At 62.9% G+C, this 15,510-nt stretch carries 13 protein-coding genes; 7 read left to right on the top strand and 6 right to left on the bottom strand.

Annotated features, from left to right (window positions below; translation table 11 throughout):
• Nucleotides 1-146 precede the first annotated feature (146 nt).
• A complete protein-coding gene (locus tag BTHE68_RS14125) occupies nucleotides 147-944 on the bottom strand; it encodes a GntR family transcriptional regulator (protein ID WP_033536962.1) in 798 nt (265 codons plus the stop codon).
• 592 nt (nucleotides 945-1,536) lie between these two features.
• On the opposite strand from BTHE68_RS14125, the gene BTHE68_RS14120 reads away from it, so the two are divergent.
• The 6 genes from BTHE68_RS14120 to acnA all read left to right on the top strand — a co-directional run bounded on the left by BTHE68_RS14120 (nucleotide 1,537) and on the right by acnA (nucleotide 9,793).
• Nucleotides 1,537-2,523: a malate dehydrogenase gene (locus tag BTHE68_RS14120; protein ID WP_162066991.1), complete on the top strand. Its 987-nt coding sequence runs from the start codon at nucleotides 1,537-1,539 to the stop codon at nucleotides 2,521-2,523.
• 177 nt (nucleotides 2,524-2,700) lie between these two features.
• The gene (locus tag BTHE68_RS14115) at nucleotides 2,701-3,705 is read left to right on the top strand and encodes an HpcH/HpaI aldolase/citrate lyase family protein (RefSeq protein ID WP_162068192.1); all 1,005 of its coding nucleotides are present in this window, start codon (nucleotides 2,701-2,703) and stop codon (nucleotides 3,703-3,705) included.
• 69 nt (nucleotides 3,706-3,774) lie between these two features.
• Nucleotides 3,775-4,947, top strand: a complete 1,173-nt coding sequence (gene prpC / locus BTHE68_RS14110; protein WP_162066990.1) for a bifunctional 2-methylcitrate synthase/citrate synthase — start codon at nucleotides 3,775-3,777, stop codon at nucleotides 4,945-4,947.
• 88 nt (nucleotides 4,948-5,035) lie between these two features.
• A complete protein-coding gene (locus BTHE68_RS14105; protein ID WP_162068191.1) occupies nucleotides 5,036-5,554 on the top strand; it encodes a hypothetical protein in 519 nt (172 codons plus the stop codon).
• Nucleotides 5,555-5,585: 31 nt separating this feature from the next.
• Entirely contained in the window at nucleotides 5,586-7,037 is a 1,452-nt protein-coding gene (locus tag BTHE68_RS14100) for a bifunctional 2-methylcitrate dehydratase/aconitate hydratase (RefSeq protein ID WP_162066989.1), read from the top strand.
• Nucleotides 7,038-7,087: 50 nt separating this feature from the next.
• Nucleotides 7,088-9,793 carry an aconitate hydratase AcnA gene (gene acnA, locus BTHE68_RS14095; RefSeq protein WP_162066988.1) on the top strand — a complete coding sequence of 902 codons (2,706 nt, stop codon included), beginning with the start codon at nucleotides 7,088-7,090 and terminating at the stop codon, nucleotides 9,791-9,793.
• Nucleotides 9,794-9,871: 78 nt separating this feature from the next.
• Here acnA and BTHE68_RS14090 read toward each other — a convergent pair whose 3' ends face one another.
• Entirely contained in the window at nucleotides 9,872-10,195 is a 324-nt protein-coding gene (locus tag BTHE68_RS14090; protein ID WP_162066987.1) for a DUF2917 domain-containing protein, read from the bottom strand.
• Between the two features lie 298 nt (nucleotides 10,196-10,493).
• On the opposite strand from BTHE68_RS14090, the gene BTHE68_RS14085 reads away from it, so the two are divergent.
• On the top strand, nucleotides 10,494-11,918 hold the full coding sequence (locus BTHE68_RS14085) for an aminotransferase-like domain-containing protein (protein ID WP_162066986.1): 1,425 nt from the start codon (nucleotides 10,494-10,496) through the stop codon (nucleotides 11,916-11,918).
• Between the two features lie 5 nt (nucleotides 11,919-11,923).
• Here BTHE68_RS14085 and BTHE68_RS14080 read toward each other — a convergent pair whose 3' ends face one another.
• From BTHE68_RS14080 to BTHE68_RS14065, 4 genes are all read right to left on the bottom strand, one after another.
• Complete coding sequence (locus tag BTHE68_RS14080; protein WP_162066985.1) at nucleotides 11,924-12,754, bottom strand: NAD(P)-dependent oxidoreductase; 831 nt, start codon at nucleotides 12,752-12,754, stop codon at nucleotides 11,924-11,926.
• A gap of 64 nt (nucleotides 12,755-12,818) precedes the next feature.
• Nucleotides 12,819-13,049, bottom strand: a complete 231-nt coding sequence (locus tag BTHE68_RS14075) for a hypothetical protein (protein ID WP_162066984.1) — start codon at nucleotides 13,047-13,049, stop codon at nucleotides 12,819-12,821.
• Nucleotides 13,050-13,275: 226 nt separating this feature from the next.
• Nucleotides 13,276-14,727 carry an NAD-dependent succinate-semialdehyde dehydrogenase gene (locus BTHE68_RS14070; RefSeq protein ID WP_162066983.1) on the bottom strand — a complete coding sequence of 484 codons (1,452 nt, stop codon included), beginning with the start codon at nucleotides 14,725-14,727 and terminating at the stop codon, nucleotides 13,276-13,278.
• 158 nt (nucleotides 14,728-14,885) lie between these two features.
• Nucleotides 14,886-15,497 (bottom strand): hypothetical protein, encoded by a 612-nt coding sequence (locus tag BTHE68_RS14065; RefSeq protein WP_162066982.1) that lies wholly within the window; start codon nucleotides 15,495-15,497, stop codon nucleotides 14,886-14,888.
• Nucleotides 15,498-15,510 lie beyond the last annotated feature (13 nt).

Raw genomic sequence — 15,510 nt, 5'->3', positions numbered from 1 at the left:
ACTAATCCGCGATTTTAGCGCCTTTTTATTTCGCGCTGCAGCGAAAAGCCGTCGAAGAGACTCTTGCTCAGTACGCGAAAATGGCCATCCTGACGTGCGCATTCCGCGCGAACTCAGCCAGTGCGCGCGACCCCGTCTTCATTCGTTCAACTCAAGTCGTTCTGATAGAAATAACCGGTCGTGACATACCAGCCGCGCCGAACTTCGACCGGGCGATCGCCATACGTATAGGACACGCGCTCCACCGATAAAAGCGGGAAGCCCTGCGCGACATCGAGGAACTGCGCGACGGTCTCGTCGGCGGCGACGGCGCGAATCTTTTCCGTCGCGCGAATCATGCGCGTGCCGAACTCGGTCTCGAACATCGCGTAGAGCGGGCCTTTGTATTCCGCGAGACGCTCGGCCGTGAGGCCGCGAAAAACCGCGCCGGGCAGCCAGATTTCGTCGAATACGGTCGTTACGCCATCAAACTGCAACAAGCGCTTGATAAGAACGACAGGATCGGCGGGCTTAAGATCCAGTTGGCGCGCGATCTCGGCGGGCGCGCGCAGCCGCCTGCATTCGAGCAGACGGCTCACATGAGGATGAACGTCGCCATCGTCGGGCAAGAGGCGCAGGAAGCGGAACTGCACGCGGTCTTCGTTGTGCGTTGCAACGAACGTGCCCTTGCCCTGGCGGCGAACAAGAAGATTGTCGGCGGCGAGCTCGTCGATCGCCTTGCGAACGGTGCCCTGACTCACCTTGTAACGCGCGGCCAGCTCGACCTCGCTCGGGATGATCTCGCCGGGCTTCCACTCGCCGGACTCGAGTCCCTGCGTGATGAGCGCCTTGATCTGCTGATACAGTGGGCTGAACGTCGGCGACGGCGTGCTCGCGGCCTCAGCCGCCGGTGCAGTGCCGTTGGGGGTCGTCGTGCTCGCCGGGTTGGAATTCATGCCGCGCATTTCAACACAAGGGCCGCCACGCGTCCAGAGTTTTCCCGTAGATTCCTATGTCTTATATAAGACATAAGATAGTGTTGACTTTACCCTCCGGCAATCCTACACTCCTTGGCGAGCAAGGGTTTGCGGGTCGTTGCGAGAGCGCAGGAACCGCCGGTCAGCGTGTTTTCGGCCTCGGGAACATCTCGGGTCGCGGCAGCCACGCATCGCGCACCATACCGCCAGGCACGCCCTTTCGCTTTCGCCTCACGCCGATCGGCCATTCGATTCGCGCCCCGCTGCCTGCCCCATGCCTCGCAACGTCAAGCGCCGTCCCGAATGGGCGCGTTGCCGTCAGACTCGAGCGAAATCCCCGCGTCCTTCCTGAACAACTCCGCACGCCTCGCGCTCGAAGAAGGATTCATGACATGGCAGTCACGCCCGCTCATTCATTTACGCGGCGCGAATCCACGAACGAACGCGCGCAACGCCAGGTGGCGCCCGCTTTCGCTGATTCGCGCACGGCATGGCCGGCATGTCTTCATCAACGCTTTGCGTAACGCGCATAAAATGGCGTTTTCCCTAGCGTTCCACGCATCGTCCAGGAGAGTTCTCAATGGCTAAGTCCGCAAAGCGCGTTGCCGTCACCGGCGCCGCAGGTCAAATCGGCTACTCGCTGCTGTTCCGCATCGCCAACGGCGATCTGCTCGGCAAAGACCAGCCCGTGATTCTTCAGTTGCTCGATCTGCCGCAAGCGCAAGGCGCCGTGAAGGGCGTCGTGATGGAACTGGAAGACTGCGCATTCCCGCTGCTCGCCGGCGTGGTCGTCACGGACGATCCCAAGGTCGCGTTCAAGGATGCCGACGTCGCGCTGCTCGTCGGTGCGCGTCCGCGTTCGAAGGGCATGGAGCGCAAGGACCTGCTGTCGGCGAACGCCGAGATCTTCACGGTCCAGGGCAAGGCGCTGAACGATGTCGCGAGCCGCGACGTCAAGGTGCTGGTCGTCGGCAACCCGGCGAACACGAACGCGTACATCGCGATGAAGTCGGCGCCGGATCTGCCGAAGAAGAACTTCACCGCCATGCTGCGTCTGGACCACAACCGCGCGCTGTCGCAACTGGCTGCCAAGTCGGGCAAGCCGGTCGCGTCGATCGAAAAGCTCGCCGTGTGGGGCAACCACTCGCCGACGATGTACCCGGACTTCCGCTTCGCGACCGCCGAAGGCCAGGACCTCACGAAGCTCATCAGCGACGACGAATGGAACCGCAACACGTTCATCCCGACCGTCGGCAAGCGCGGCGCAGCGATCATCGAAGCGCGCGGCCTGTCGTCGGCGGCATCGGCGGCCAACGCGGCCATCGATCACGTGCGTGACTGGGTGCTCGGCACGAACGGCAAGTGGGTCACGATGGGCATTCCCTCGGACGGCACGTACGGCATTCCGGAAGACATCATCTACGGCGTGCCCGTCACGTGCGAAAACGGCGAGTACAAGCGCGTCGAAGGCCTGGAAATCGACGCGTTCTCGCGCGAGAAGATGGACGGCACGCTCAACGAGCTGCTCGAAGAGCGTGACGGCGTCGCGCATCTGCTCGGCAAGTAAGCACGTCGTTTGAAAGGGAAGCGCGAGCGGCGCTTCCCGTCAGCGCGAACGCCCGAGCGTGTTCGCGCCTGATCCGATCGCGCTTGAAGATCCGCCTGAGGATCTTTCGAGCGCGGCCGAATCAGAAGCATGAGCCAAGTTCGAATTCACTTCCCCAACTCGGACCCGACGCCGACAATGCGCGCTCTCACTCCCGCCGAAGTGCTGTTTGACGGCGAACCGCAACCCGCCGTGCTCCCGCCCTGCGATCACTACGCCGGCAGCGAGAAGCTGATGAAGAAATCGCTGGCGTTGCAGGCGCAACTCGGCCCGGTATTCGACATCACGCTCGATTGCGAAGACGGTGCGCAGGTCGGTCATGAGGTCGAGCACGCGGAGCTGGTCGCATCGTTCGTGGGTGGCGACGAAGACCGCTTCGGGCGCGTCGGCGTGCGTATCCACGACTTTCATCATCGCGCGTGGCGCGACGACGTGCGCATCATCCTGCGCCACGCGAAGCAGGCGCCCGCCTTCATCATGCTGCCGAAGATCCGCAGCGTCTTCGATGCCGCCGAGATGGTGGCTTTCATCGAAGCCTCGCGCTGTGAGTTCGGCATTCAGAAGCCCGTTCCCTGTCATCTGCTGATCGAGACGCACGGCGCGCTCGCGGAAGCGTTCGAACTCGCCGCGCTGCCCGGTGTCGAATCGCTGAGTTTCGGCCTGATGGATTTCGTCTCGGCGCACAACGGCGCGATTCCCGATACCGCGATGCGCTCACCCGGCCAGTTCGAGCACCCGCTCGTGCGGCGCGCGAAGCTCGAGATCGCGGCTGCGTGTCACGCGCACGGCAAGGTGCCGTCGCACAATGTGTCGACGGAAGTGCGCGACATGAGCATCGTCGCGAACGATGCCGCGCGTGCCCGCAACGAATTCGGCTACACGCGCATGTGGAGCATCCATCCGGACCAGATCAGGCCGATCGTCGAGGCCTTCTCGCCGCGCGCGGAGGAAATCGCGCTCGCCGCCGCGATCCTGCTCGAAGCGCAACGCGCGCAGTGGGGCCCGACGCGTCACGGCGACACGCTGCACGACCGCGCGAGTTATCGCTATTACTGGTCGGTGCTGCGCCGCGCGCACGCAACCGGCCAGACGATGCCCGACGATTGCGCGCCGCTCTTCGCCGCGCCGGCTTCAGAGGCATGAGCACGAGCGAGTTCTTCAAGCACAACAAGTAACGCCGCATTGCGCGCGTACGTAAGGAGACTGGAGAGCATGACCGATACCGCATCGACCGACGCACCCGCAACCGGCGCATTCAAGCCGAAGAAATCCGTCGCGCTGTCCGGCGTGACCGCGGGCAATACCGCGCTGTGCACGGTCGGCAAGACCGGCAATGACCTGCACTATCGCGGCTATGACATTCTCGATGTCGCGACCACTTCCGAATTCGAAGAGATCGCGCATCTTCTCGTGCACGGCAAGCTGCCCAACGCTGCCGAACTGAAAGCGTACAAGACGAAGCTGAAGGCGTTGCGCGGCCTGCCCGCGAACCTCAAGGCCGCGTTGGAATGGATTCCCGCGTCCGCGCATCCGATGGACGTGATGCGTACCGGCGTGTCCGTGCTCGGCACGCTGCTGCCCGAGAAGGACGATCACAACGTGCCGGGCGCGAAGGACATCGCCGATCGCCTGATGGCCTCGCTCGGTTCGATGCTGCTCTACTGGTATCACTATTCGCACAACGGCAAACGCATCGAAGTCGAAACCGATGACGATTCCATCGGGGGACACTTCCTGCATCTGCTGCATGGCGTGGCGCCCTCGAAGTCGTGGGTCGATGCGATGCATGTGTCGCTCAACCTGTATGCCGAGCACGAATTCAATGCATCGACGTTCACGGCGCGCGTGATCGCGGGCACGGGTTCGGACATGTATTCGGCAATCACCGGCGCGATCGGCGCGCTGCGCGGTCCGAAGCATGGCGGCGCGAACGAAGTCGCGTTCGAAATCCAGTCGCGCTATCAGACGCCCGACGAAGCGGAAAGCGACATCAAGCGGCGCGTCGAAAACAAGGAAGTGGTGATCGGCTTCGGCCACCCGGTGTACACGATCTCCGATCCGCGCAACAAGGTCATCAAGGAAATCGCGAAGAAGCTGTCGAAGGAAGCCAGCGACACGAAGCTCTTCGACATCGCCGAGCGGCTCGAATCGGTGATGTGGGACGCGAAGAAAATGTTCCCGAACCTCGACTGGTTCAGCGCGGTCTCGTATCACATGATGGGCGTGCCGACGGCCATGTTCACGCCGCTGTTCGTGATCTCGCGCACCTCGGGATGGAGCGCGCACATCATCGAGCAACGCATCGACAACAAGATCATTCGGCCCAGTGCGAATTACACCGGACCGGAGAATTTGAAGTTCCTCCCGATAAATAAGCGAAAATAGAGGGCTGCGCGATCGGATTCGATATAAACGACAATCCACGCCGCGCTGCAATCTGTTTTCAACCCCAATGTTTTTGAAAGGTTTTTCGATGAATAAACTTCTGATCGCTGCAATCGCCGGCACGCTGGCAACGACGAGCGTCTTCGTCAGCGTCGACGCCTTCGCTGCGACGACGACCGACGCGAGCAAGGCCAAGGCCACGTCCACGGCCAAGCGTCCCGCACCGGCTCGCCGCCTGATCAAGCGCAGCCCCAAGGCCGAAGCGGCCGCGGCGGCCAAGGTCGATCCGATCCCCGAAGGTGCAGTGAAGTGGTCGTGCAAGGACGGCAATACTTTCTATCTGAAAGGCGACATGAAGCGTGACACCATCGTCACGGTGAACTGGGCCAAGAAGGACTACAAGCTGCCGCGTCAGGACACGACGACCGGCGCCGACCGTTTCCACGATTCGGCGACGGGCATGGATCTCGTCGTGATCCCGTCGAAAGCGATGTTGTTCTCGGACAAAGACTCGTCGCGCCTGGCCGACGAGTGCGTGACGCCGGAAATGGCTGCGGGCGGTGCCGCCCCCACGCAGTCTGAAGCGCTGATCAAGAACGTGAACTAACTCAGGCAGCATTTACATCAGGAATCCCTCGATGTCCGCACCGACCTCCAACATCCGGCCTGATCCGGACAAGGTACTCGTCGAGATAGTCGACTACGTGCTGACCTGGCGTGTCGACAGTGCGCTTGCGCTCGAAACGGCGCGCAACTGCCTGATCGACACGCTCGGTTGCGGACTCGAAGCCCTCTCCTACCCCGCCTGCACCAAGCTGATGGGACCGATCGTGCCCGGCACGATCGTCCCCAACGGCGCGAAAGTGCCCGGCACGCAATTCCAGGTCGACCCGGTTCAGGCCGCGTTCAACATCGGCGCGATGATCCGCTGGCTCGACTTCAACGACACCTGGCTCGCCGCCGAATGGGGCCATCCGTCGGATAACCTCGGCGGCATTCTGGCTACCGCCGACTGGCTTTCGCGTAACGCGATCGCCTCGGGCAAGCAGCCGCTCGACATGAAAGACGTCCTGATCGCGATGATCAAGGCGCACGAAATTCAAGGCTGCATCGCGCTCGAAAACTCGTTCAACAAGGTCGGTCTCGATCATGTGCTGCTCGTGAAACTGGCTTCCACGGCGGTCGTCGGGCAGATGATCGGCCTCACGCGCGACGAGCTCATCAACGCTGTTTCCCTGGCCTTCGTCGATGGCCATTCGCTGCGCACGTATCGTCATGCGCCGAATACGGGCTCGCGCAAGTCGTGGGCCGCGGGCGACGCCACCTCGCGCGCGGTGCGTCTCGCGCTGATCGCGAAGACCGGCGAGATGGGCTATCCGTCCGTTCTGACCGCTAAAACGTGGGGCTTTTACGATGTGCTCTTCAAGGGCAACGCCTTCACGTTCGAGCGTCCGTACGGCTCGTACGTGATGGAGAACGTGCTGTTCAAGATCGCGTTCCCTGCCGAATTCCACGCGCAGACCGCGGTCGAAGCCGCGATGACTTTGCACGGCAAGCTCAAGGAAGCCGGCAAGTCCGTCGATGACATCAGGCGTATCACGATCCGCACGCACGAAGCGGCGATTCGCATCATCGACAAGAAGGGGCCGCTCAACAACCCGGCGGACCGCGATCACTGCATTCAGTACATGATCGCCGTGCCGCTGATTCACGGCCGCCTCACCGCTCCCGATTACGAAGACGCCATCGCGCAGGACCCGCGCATCGACACGCTGCGCGCGAAGATGGAATGCGTGGAAGACCCGCAATACACGAAGGATTATCACGACCCGGAGAAGCGCTCGATCGCGAACGCGTTGACCGTCGAATTCAGCGACGGCACGAAACTCGATGAAATCGCGGTCGAGTATCCGATCGGTCACAAGCGCCGCCGCGCGGACGGCATACCGCTGCTCGTCGAGAAGTTCAGGACGAACCTCGCGCGCCGTTTTCCGCAGAAGCAACAGCAAGCGATCCTCGCGGCATCGCTCGATCAGGCAACGCTCGAAGCGATGCCGGTCAATGAATACGTCGATCTGTATGTGATTTAGCCTGACAGCAACCAGAGCAATTTCCTCGTCTTAGTCCAAGGAAAATAACCATGGCCCACAATCTCCACAATACGCTCACGGAATTCGACAGCGGTTCCGGCAAAGGCAAGCTCTATTCGCTGCCCCAGCTCGGCGACGCGCTGAAGGTCAAGATCGAGCGCCTGCCTGTTTCGATCCGTCTGGTGCTCGAATCGGTGCTGCGCAATTACGACGGCAAGAAAATCTCCGAGGAGCACATCGAGCAACTCGTGAACTGGAAGCCGAACGCAGCGCGTGTCGATGAAATTCCGTTCGTGGTCGCGCGCGTCGTGCTGCAGGACTTCACCGGCGTGCCGCTGCTCGCCGACATCGCAGCAATGCGCGGCGTCGCCAAGCGCGCCGGCAAGGACCCGAAGGCGATCGAGCCGCTCGTGCCGGTCGACCTCGTCGTCGATCACTCGGTGCAGATCGACCACTTCCGCGAGCCGAACGCGCTCGACCTGAACATGAAACTGGAATTCCAGCGCAACAACGAGCGCTACCAGTTCATGAAGTGGGGCATGCAGGCATTCGACACGTTCAAGGTCGTGCCGCCGGGCATCGGCATCGTGCACCAGGTGAATCTCGAATACCTCGCGCGCGGCGTGCACAAGAAGGACGGCGTCTATTATCCCGACACGCTCGTCGGCACCGACAGCCACACGACGATGATCAACGGCATCGGCGTGGTGGGCTGGGGCGTGGGCGGCATCGAAGCGGAAGCGGGCATGCTCGGTCAGCCGGTGTATTTCCTGACGCCGGACGTGGTCGGCGTCGAGCTGAAGGGCAAGCTGCGCGAAGGCTGCACGGCGACCGACCTCGTGCTGACCATCACCGAAATGCTGCGCAAGGAAAAGGTCGTCGGCAAGTTCGTCGAGTTCTTCGGCGAAGGCACGGCCTCGATCGGCGTGCCGGATCGCGCGACCATCGGCAATATGGCGCCCGAGTACGGCGCGACGATGGGCTTCTTCCCCGTCGACGAAAAGACCATCGACTACTTCAAGGGCACGGGCCGCACCGACGCCGAAATCGCCGCGTTCGAGCAGTATTTCAAGGCGCAGAAGCTGTGGGGCGTGCCGAAGGCCGGCGACATCGACTACACCAAGACGCTCACGCTGGATCTGAGCACGGTCGCACCGTCGCTCGCGGGTCCGAAGCGCCCGCAGGATCGCATCGAAATCGGCAACGTGAAGAGCACGTTCGTCGACCTGTTCTCGAAGCCGGTCGGCGAAAACGGCTTCAACAAGAAGGCCGCGGAACTCGAAACCCAGTACACGACGACCGATGGCGTCGACGTGAAGAACGGCGACGTGCTGATCGCCGCGATCACCTCGTGCACGAACACGTCGAACCCGAGCGTGCTGCTCGCCGCGGGCTTGCTGGCGAAGAAGGCCGTCGAAGCGGGCCTGACGGTCGCGCCGCACATCAAGACGTCGCTCGCGCCGGGATCGCGCATCGTCACCGAATATCTGACGAAGACGGGCCTCTTGCCTTATCTCGACCAGCTCGGCTTCACGCTCGCCGCTTACGGCTGCACGACGTGCATCGGCAACGCGGGCGACCTGACGCCGGAACTGAACGACGCGATCACGAAGAACGACATCGTCGCGGCAGCCGTGCTGTCGGGCAACCGTAACTTCGAAGCACGCATTCACCCGAACATCCGCGCGAACTTCCTGGCCTCGCCGCCGCTGGTCGTCGCGTACGCGATCGCGGGCAACATCACGCGCGACCTGATGACCGAGCCGGTCGGCAAGGGCACGGGCGGCCGCGACATCTATCTCGGCGACATCTGGCCGACGAGCGATGAAGTCCACGCGCTGCTCAAGTACGCGCTGGATGCGAAGGCGTTCCGCGAGAACTACTCGCAGCTCACGAAGGACGGCGACCTGTGGAGCAAGATCGCGGGCGAAAGCGGTCAGGTTTATGACTGGCCGAAGTCGACGTACATCGCCGAGCCGCCGTTCTTCGGCAGCGACTTCTCGATGTCCCCGGCCGATTCGATTCCGGCGGTGAAGGGCGCGCGCGCGCTCGGCATCTTCGGCGATTCCGTGACGACCGATCACATCAGCCCGGCGGGTTCGATCAAGGAAACGTCGCCGGCGGGCGTGTGGCTGAAGGCGAACGGCGTGCAGAAGGCCGACTTCAACAGCTACGGCTCGCGCCGCGGCAACCACGACGTGATGATGCGCGGCACGTTTGCCAATGTGCGCATCAGGAACCTGATGATCCCGGCGAAAGCGGACGGTACGCGCATCGAAGGCGGCCTGACGATCCACCAGCCGAGCGGCGAACAACTGTCGATCTACGACGCGGCGATGAAGTACATCGACGCCGACACGCAGACCGTCATCTTCGCGGGCGAGGAGTACGGCACGGGTTCGTCGCGCGACTGGGCCGCGAAGGGCACGCAACTGCTCGGCGTGAAGGCCGTGGTGGCGCGCAGCTTCGAGCGTATTCATCGCTCGAACCTGGTCGGCATGGGCGTGTTGCCGCTGCAATTCAAGGGCACGGACAGCGTTCAGACGCTGGGCATCACGGGCGAAGAGACCTACGACGTCGAAGGTCTCGGCGACGACTTCAAGCCGCAGCAGGAAGTCACGCTCGTGATCCATCGCAAGGACGGCAAGGAAGATCGCGTGCAGGTGCTGCTGCGTATCGATACGCCGATCGAAGTCGACTACTACAAGCACGGCGGGATTCTGCCGTTCGTGCTGCGCTCGCTGCTCGCGGCGTAAGCAAGCTTGTTTTGCAGGTGACCGCGCTCGAAAGAGCGCGGGAACATTGGACCCGGCTACGGCCGGGTTTTTTTTGTCCTACGCCTTGAAGGTCGCGAGCTTCACGGACATCGGACGGCGCCCAAGCCACACGCGGACGATTTCGGCCAAGCGCCGCGCGCCGCCCCGCGTCGAGTCGGATGCCAGCGAGAACCAGCTCGCGTCCTCCGTTCCGCTGACCCAGATCGTCGTGTAAGGCTTCAGCTCGACGGATGCGCCCGCGTTCAGCCAGTAATCATCGGCTGCGCCTTCGATGGTCACCCAGATTTGCCCGCGCGTTACGCGCAGGATCTGAGGCCGGTCGATTACCCAGCGCGTCGGCGCGTCGCGCCGATCGAGTTCAAATGTGCGGATTTCACGCATGATGCTGCTCCTTCGGATCGTCTGACTGGAAGGCCGCATTCGCATTCAATAGCAGCCGTTGATCCTATTATTCGACTGATTTCGAACAGTTTGAATGAACACTTATGAACAGTTAGAGCAGAACTGTTAAGCTAAATTGGGTGAACAGTTTATATCGATCTGACACTTTAAAAACACTTCGCTTAGCCGTTCGGCCAGTCTTGACGGGGCTTTTCGGATGGGTTCGAATGACGCCACGACACTGGCGAACAGGAAAATCGAACTGTTCACCGCGATTCACTGAACAGTTTCCGACATCATGAACGCACTTCCGCTTCACATCGACGGCGGCACCGGCGTGCCGCTGACCGAGCAGATCGTCAACCAGATCGAGGCGATGATCCGCTCGCGCCGCGTGCTCGCGGGCGCGAAGCTGCCGTCGATCCGTCAGCTGGCCGCCGAGCAGCGCATCAGCCGTTTCCCGGTGATCGAGGCGTATGACCGTCTCGCGTCGCGCGGACTGATTCAGCCGAAGCACGGTTCCGGCTTCTACGTGGCCAATCACGTCGAGGAACGCGAGAGTAACGCCGGCAATTGCAATCCGCGCCTCGCCGAAGAAGAATCGAACCAGATCCTCCAGCAGTTCAACTATCCCGGCGAGTCGCTCAAGTTGTCGAGCGGCTTCATTCCCGAAGCGTGGCGCGACGTGGACGGTCTCACGCAGGCGATCCGCCAGTCCTCGCGCGTCGACGTGCCGAGCGTGATCGACTACGCAATTCCTCACGGCGACACCACGCTGCGCCAGCAGGTCGTGATGCGTATCAACGCGCTCGGCATCAACGCCGATCTGCCGAACGTGATGATCACGAACGGCGCGAGTCAGGCGCTCGATCTGATCGTGCGCTACATGTTGAAGCCGGGCGATACGGTGTTCGTCGAAGACCCCGGCTACTACAACCTGTTCGGGCTGCTCAAGCTGCAGGGCGTACGGCTCGTGGGCGTGCCGCGGCTCGCGAACGGACCCGATATCGACGTCGCCGAGGCGCTGTTGAAGCAGCATCAGCCGAAGCTCTTCTTCATCAATACCGTGTTCCAGAATCCGACCGCGACGAACATCGCGCCGCAGGTCGCGTTCAGGCTGCTGCAACTCGCGACGCAGCACGGCTTCACGATCGTCGAGGATGATATCTACGCCGACTTCCAGGCCGTGCCGACCCAAAGGCTCGCATCGCTCGATCAGTTCGATCGCGTGATCTATGTCGGCGGGTTGTCGAAGACCTTGTCGTCGTCGCTGCGGATCGGCTATCTCGCGGCGAATCGCGAACTCGTGAAGAATCTCGTCGACGTGAAGGTGCTGACGAGCCTCGGCGGCACGCGTTTCGCGGAAAGCGTCGCGGCAAGCCTGCTGGAGCGCGGCACCTATCGCAAGTATCTGGAGCGGCTGCGCAAGCGCGTGCGCGATTCGCTATCGAGCGCGGTGCAAACGCTCGAAGGCTATGGCTGGGACGTGTTCGATGAGCCGGGCGGCGGCAACTTCGTGTGGGCGAAAGTGCCGGGCATCGACGATTCGGCCGTGCTCGTCGACGAAGCCGTGAAGTTCGGCGTGACGCTCGCGCCGGGCAGCTATTACCGCCCGAACGGCGAAGCATGTCCGTGGGTGCGTATCAATTCGGCGTATGCGGGCGACCGGCGCGCGACGCGCTTCTTCGAAGCGATGACGGAAACCGCAGCCGCGCGCGCTTGACGTGCTTAACGTGCTGCGTTGAAGAAGCGTTCGAGCGCGCCGGTCGCGTCCTTGTCTTCTGCAAGCCGCGCGTACAGCCCGGCCGCGCCTTCGTAGATGCGATGCTCTGCGAACTCCTCGCCGATGAACTGCGCGATCTCCTCCATCTCCGCGACCCAGCGATACGCCTTCGGCGGCATGCGCGGCACGTTGACCGCGAGCCACGCGGCCAGCGCGGGCTGACTCTGCGCGAGTTCGGCGAACAATGCGTCGCCCGCGCCGTTGCGCAGCGCGGCGAGCGACATCGCCGAGCCGAGCGCCGTCAGCCCCTTCGTGATGCCCGCATACGACATCTTGAGCGCGGACGCCGCGCCGACCGGTCCATCGAGCACGCGCACGTCGAGGCCTGCATCGGCGAGCGGTTGCGCGTGCCGTGCGTGCGGGCCGGACACGTAGAACTTCGGCGAGGAAGGCTGGCCGATGATCGCGCCATCGACGAATGGCGTGCCGGTCGGCTCCAGCGTGCGCGCGATCTTCCTGACGGTATCGGGATTGATCGCGTTGCAGTCGATATAAAGCGGCCGTACGCTCGCGCGTTCGAGCACGGGCACCATGCGCTGCGCGGTTTCGATCGCGACCGCGGGCGGCACGATCGACAAAATGAACTCGCACGCCGCGAGGCTTTCGAGACTCGCGTCCTCCATGCCGGCCTCGCGTGCGCGCGATGCGCTTGCGGCGCTCCGGCCTTCGAGCGATGTCAGCACGCGCGCGCCCGCTTGCGTCAATGCGCGGCCCACGGCCGATCCCATGCTGCCCGCGCCGAGCAATGCGATGGCCGGTTGTTTCGATTGAGTCACGTGCGGGCTCCGTGTCTAAGAGAACGTGACACAGAATACCCTTGCGAGCGCAAGCATGCTCGACCTACTCGCTCACGTCGGTATCGCGCGAACGAAGTTTCCAGAGCGCATCGAGTCGCTCCAGCATGTCCTGTCCTTTGGGGGTGAGCAGAGGCATCGGGTCGCCGGTCGGCAGACGCCGGATTTCGACGAGCGCTTCCTGTCGAAGACGCGCGGTGCTCTGTCCGAACAACTCGACCTGATGGGGAGCGCGCTGGATCAGCATGAGCGTCGATATTTCGTGAGGGCTTAGCATTCGAGTCTCCAGGCATCGTCGAACCTATGCTAGAGAACGAAGCTGGCGATTCGGCTACACGGTTTTTTCGGCGTGTTACATGGTTACACTCTTGAAACTGGCACTTATTGCGCCACGCTTTCGCCCGTCTTTCATTGCCATTCTTTGCTTCGAAATGCTTACTATATTCATGGAAAAAGCGGCCCTGTGCAGGGCCGCTTGATAAACATCAGCGCCGGCTAGCCGATCAACGATGCTCCGTCACGAACTTCGTGACGAGATACGCTTCCATCGCTTCGCTGCCGCCTTCCGAGCCGTAGCCCGAATCCTTCACGCCGCCGAACGGCGTCTCCGGCAAGGCAAGACCATGATGATTGATCGACAGCATGCCGCTTTCGATATCATCCGACACCGCCGCCGATGTCGCCGCCGAACGCGTGTACGCATACGCCGCGAGCCCGTAAGGCAGGCGATTGGCCTCGGCGATCACTTCGTCATAGGACTTGAACGATGCGATCGGCGCGATCGGGCCGAACGGCTCTTCGGTCATGATGCGTGCGCTCATCGGCACATCGGTGAGCACGGTCGGTGCGAAGAAATAACCTTCGCGTCCGATACGCTCGCCGCCCGTCAGCACTTTCGCGCCATGCTCGCGCGCATCGGCGACGAGGCGTTCCATCGCTTCGAGGCGGCGGCCGTTCGCGAGCGGCCCCATCTGCACGCCGTCGTCGAGGCCATTGCCGACCTTCACCGCGCTCGCCGTGGCGACGAAGTGCTCCACGAACTCGTCATAGGCCCCTTCTTCGACGAGAAAGCGTGTCGGCGAGATGCAGACCTGGCCGGCGTTGCGAAACTTCGCCGATGCAAGCATCTTCGCGGCGCGCGGCACGTCGGCGTCCTTGAACACGATGGCGGGCGCGTGGCCGCCCAGTTCCATCGTCACGCGCTTCATGTGCTCGCCCGCGAGCGACGCGAGCAGCTTGCCGACCGGCGTCGAACCGGTGAACGAAATCTTGCGGATGGCGGGATGGGCGATCAGATACCTGGAGACATCGGCGGGCACGCCGAACACCAGGTTCAGCACGCCGGCGGGCAGACCGGCGTCGGCATAAGCCTGCACCAGCGCCGCGCAGCTCGCGGGCGTTTCCTCGGGCCCTTTCAGCACGACCGAGCAGCCCGCCGCGAGCGCCGCCGACACCTTGCGCACCGCCTGATTGATCGGGAAATTCCACGGCGTGAACGCGGCGACCGGGCCGACCGGCTCGCGCGTGACGATCTGGCGGACCGCATCCGTGCGCGACGGAATCACGCGGCCATACGTGCGGCGTCCTTCTTCCGCGAACCATTCGATGATGTCGGCTGCCGACAGCGTCTCGATGCGCGCCTCGCCGAACGGCTTGCCCTGCTCCATCGTCATGATGGCGGCGATCTGCTCCGCGCGCTCGCGGATATTCTGTGCCGCGCGCCGCATGAGCTTGCTGCGCTCGTAGGGCGAAACCTTGCGCCATTCCTTGAAGCCGCGCGCGGCGGCATCGGCTGCGAGCGATAGTTCCGCTTCTCCCGCGAGCGCCAGGCGGCCGATCTCGGCTTCGCTCGCCGGGTTGATGACGGCCGTGTCGCGCGAGCCATCGCGCCACGCGCCGTCGATATAAAGCCGGGTGTTCGGATAGGCGGGAAGGTCGGAACGCGTGTTGCTCATGCATGTCTCCTTACGAGTGACGTGGCCTGATGTTACGTTGCGCAAGATCGACTGGCGCAAACGGGCATGTTATCCCGAACGCTCGATATCCGCTGATACGAAAAGCGCCCGCCGTCATGAAACCGGCGGGCGCGCATGGTGCGGAGCGGGCGTGGCGCTTACATCGGCGGCACGACGCCATCCTTCTCGACGACGATTCGTTGCGCCGTGAAGTCCGAACCCGACGGGCTCGCCACCACGAACACCTTCTTGCCGGGCTTCAGGTCGTCGTGCGTCGCGGGCGCGAAGGTCACGACCGGCACGTTCTCCGGCACCGTCACCGAATTCGCGCCGCCCTTGTACGAAAGCTTGAGATCGCGGCCGCTCGTGCCCTGCACGACCTGATCCACGTTCGCGTTGGTCATCGAGCTTTGCGGGCCGAGGTCCCATGCATAGTGCCCCTCACCCGTACCGCGCGCGGCTTCCGGGAAGACCAGCACCTCCGTCGCGGTGAGCTTGCCGTCCGTGCCGGTGGTTGCCGCCGTGCCGACGAACGAGCCCGGCTTGATGTCCTGCAGCTTGATGTTCTTGAGCGCGGTGACGGGCGTATCGGACTTGACGGCGATCTTCACCGTGTCGCCGCTGCGCCGATGTACCGTGAGCGTATCGCCCGACAGCGACACGATATCGCCGCGAATGCGCGCGGGTTTCGCAGCGGGCGTCTGAGCAAGCGCCGCGGATGCGAGTGCGAGCGTCACGATGCTGACGCCGAGTTTGATTCGAATCGACATGTAATCTCCTTCG

Origin of the sequence: Burkholderia sp. THE68, from assembly GCF_009938265.1 — a bacterium.
Classification (GTDB): domain Bacteria; phylum Pseudomonadota; class Gammaproteobacteria; order Burkholderiales; family Burkholderiaceae; genus Caballeronia.
Note: the sequence above shows the minus strand (reverse complement) of the source record. Positions and strands in the feature narration are given on the sequence as shown.

Excerpts from the sequence above, each read along its gene's own strand:
- BTHE68_RS14125 (WP_033536962.1), bottom strand. The coding sequence starts at position 944 with ATGCGCGGCATGAATTCCAACCCGGCGAGCACGACGACCCCCAACGGC.
- BTHE68_RS14120 (WP_162066991.1), top strand. The coding sequence starts at position 1,537 with ATGGCTAAGTCCGCAAAGCGCGTTGCCGTCACCGGCGCCGCAGGTCAA.
- BTHE68_RS14115 (WP_162068192.1), top strand. The coding sequence starts at position 2,701 with ATGCGCGCTCTCACTCCCGCCGAAGTGCTGTTTGACGGCGAACCGCAA.
- prpC (WP_162066990.1), top strand. The coding sequence starts at position 3,775 with ATGACCGATACCGCATCGACCGACGCACCCGCAACCGGCGCATTCAAG.
- BTHE68_RS14105 (WP_162068191.1), top strand. The coding sequence starts at position 5,036 with ATGAATAAACTTCTGATCGCTGCAATCGCCGGCACGCTGGCAACGACG.
- BTHE68_RS14100 (WP_162066989.1), top strand. The coding sequence starts at position 5,586 with ATGTCCGCACCGACCTCCAACATCCGGCCTGATCCGGACAAGGTACTC.
- acnA (WP_162066988.1), top strand. The coding sequence starts at position 7,088 with ATGGCCCACAATCTCCACAATACGCTCACGGAATTCGACAGCGGTTCC.
- BTHE68_RS14090 (WP_162066987.1), bottom strand. The coding sequence starts at position 10,195 with ATGCGTGAAATCCGCACATTTGAACTCGATCGGCGCGACGCGCCGACG.
- BTHE68_RS14085 (WP_162066986.1), top strand. The coding sequence starts at position 10,494 with ATGAACGCACTTCCGCTTCACATCGACGGCGGCACCGGCGTGCCGCTG.
- BTHE68_RS14075 (WP_162066984.1), bottom strand. The coding sequence starts at position 13,049 with ATGCTAAGCCCTCACGAAATATCGACGCTCATGCTGATCCAGCGCGCT.
- BTHE68_RS14070 (WP_162066983.1), bottom strand. The coding sequence starts at position 14,727 with ATGAGCAACACGCGTTCCGACCTTCCCGCCTATCCGAACACCCGGCTT.
- BTHE68_RS14065 (WP_162066982.1), bottom strand. The coding sequence starts at position 15,497 with ATGTCGATTCGAATCAAACTCGGCGTCAGCATCGTGACGCTCGCACTC.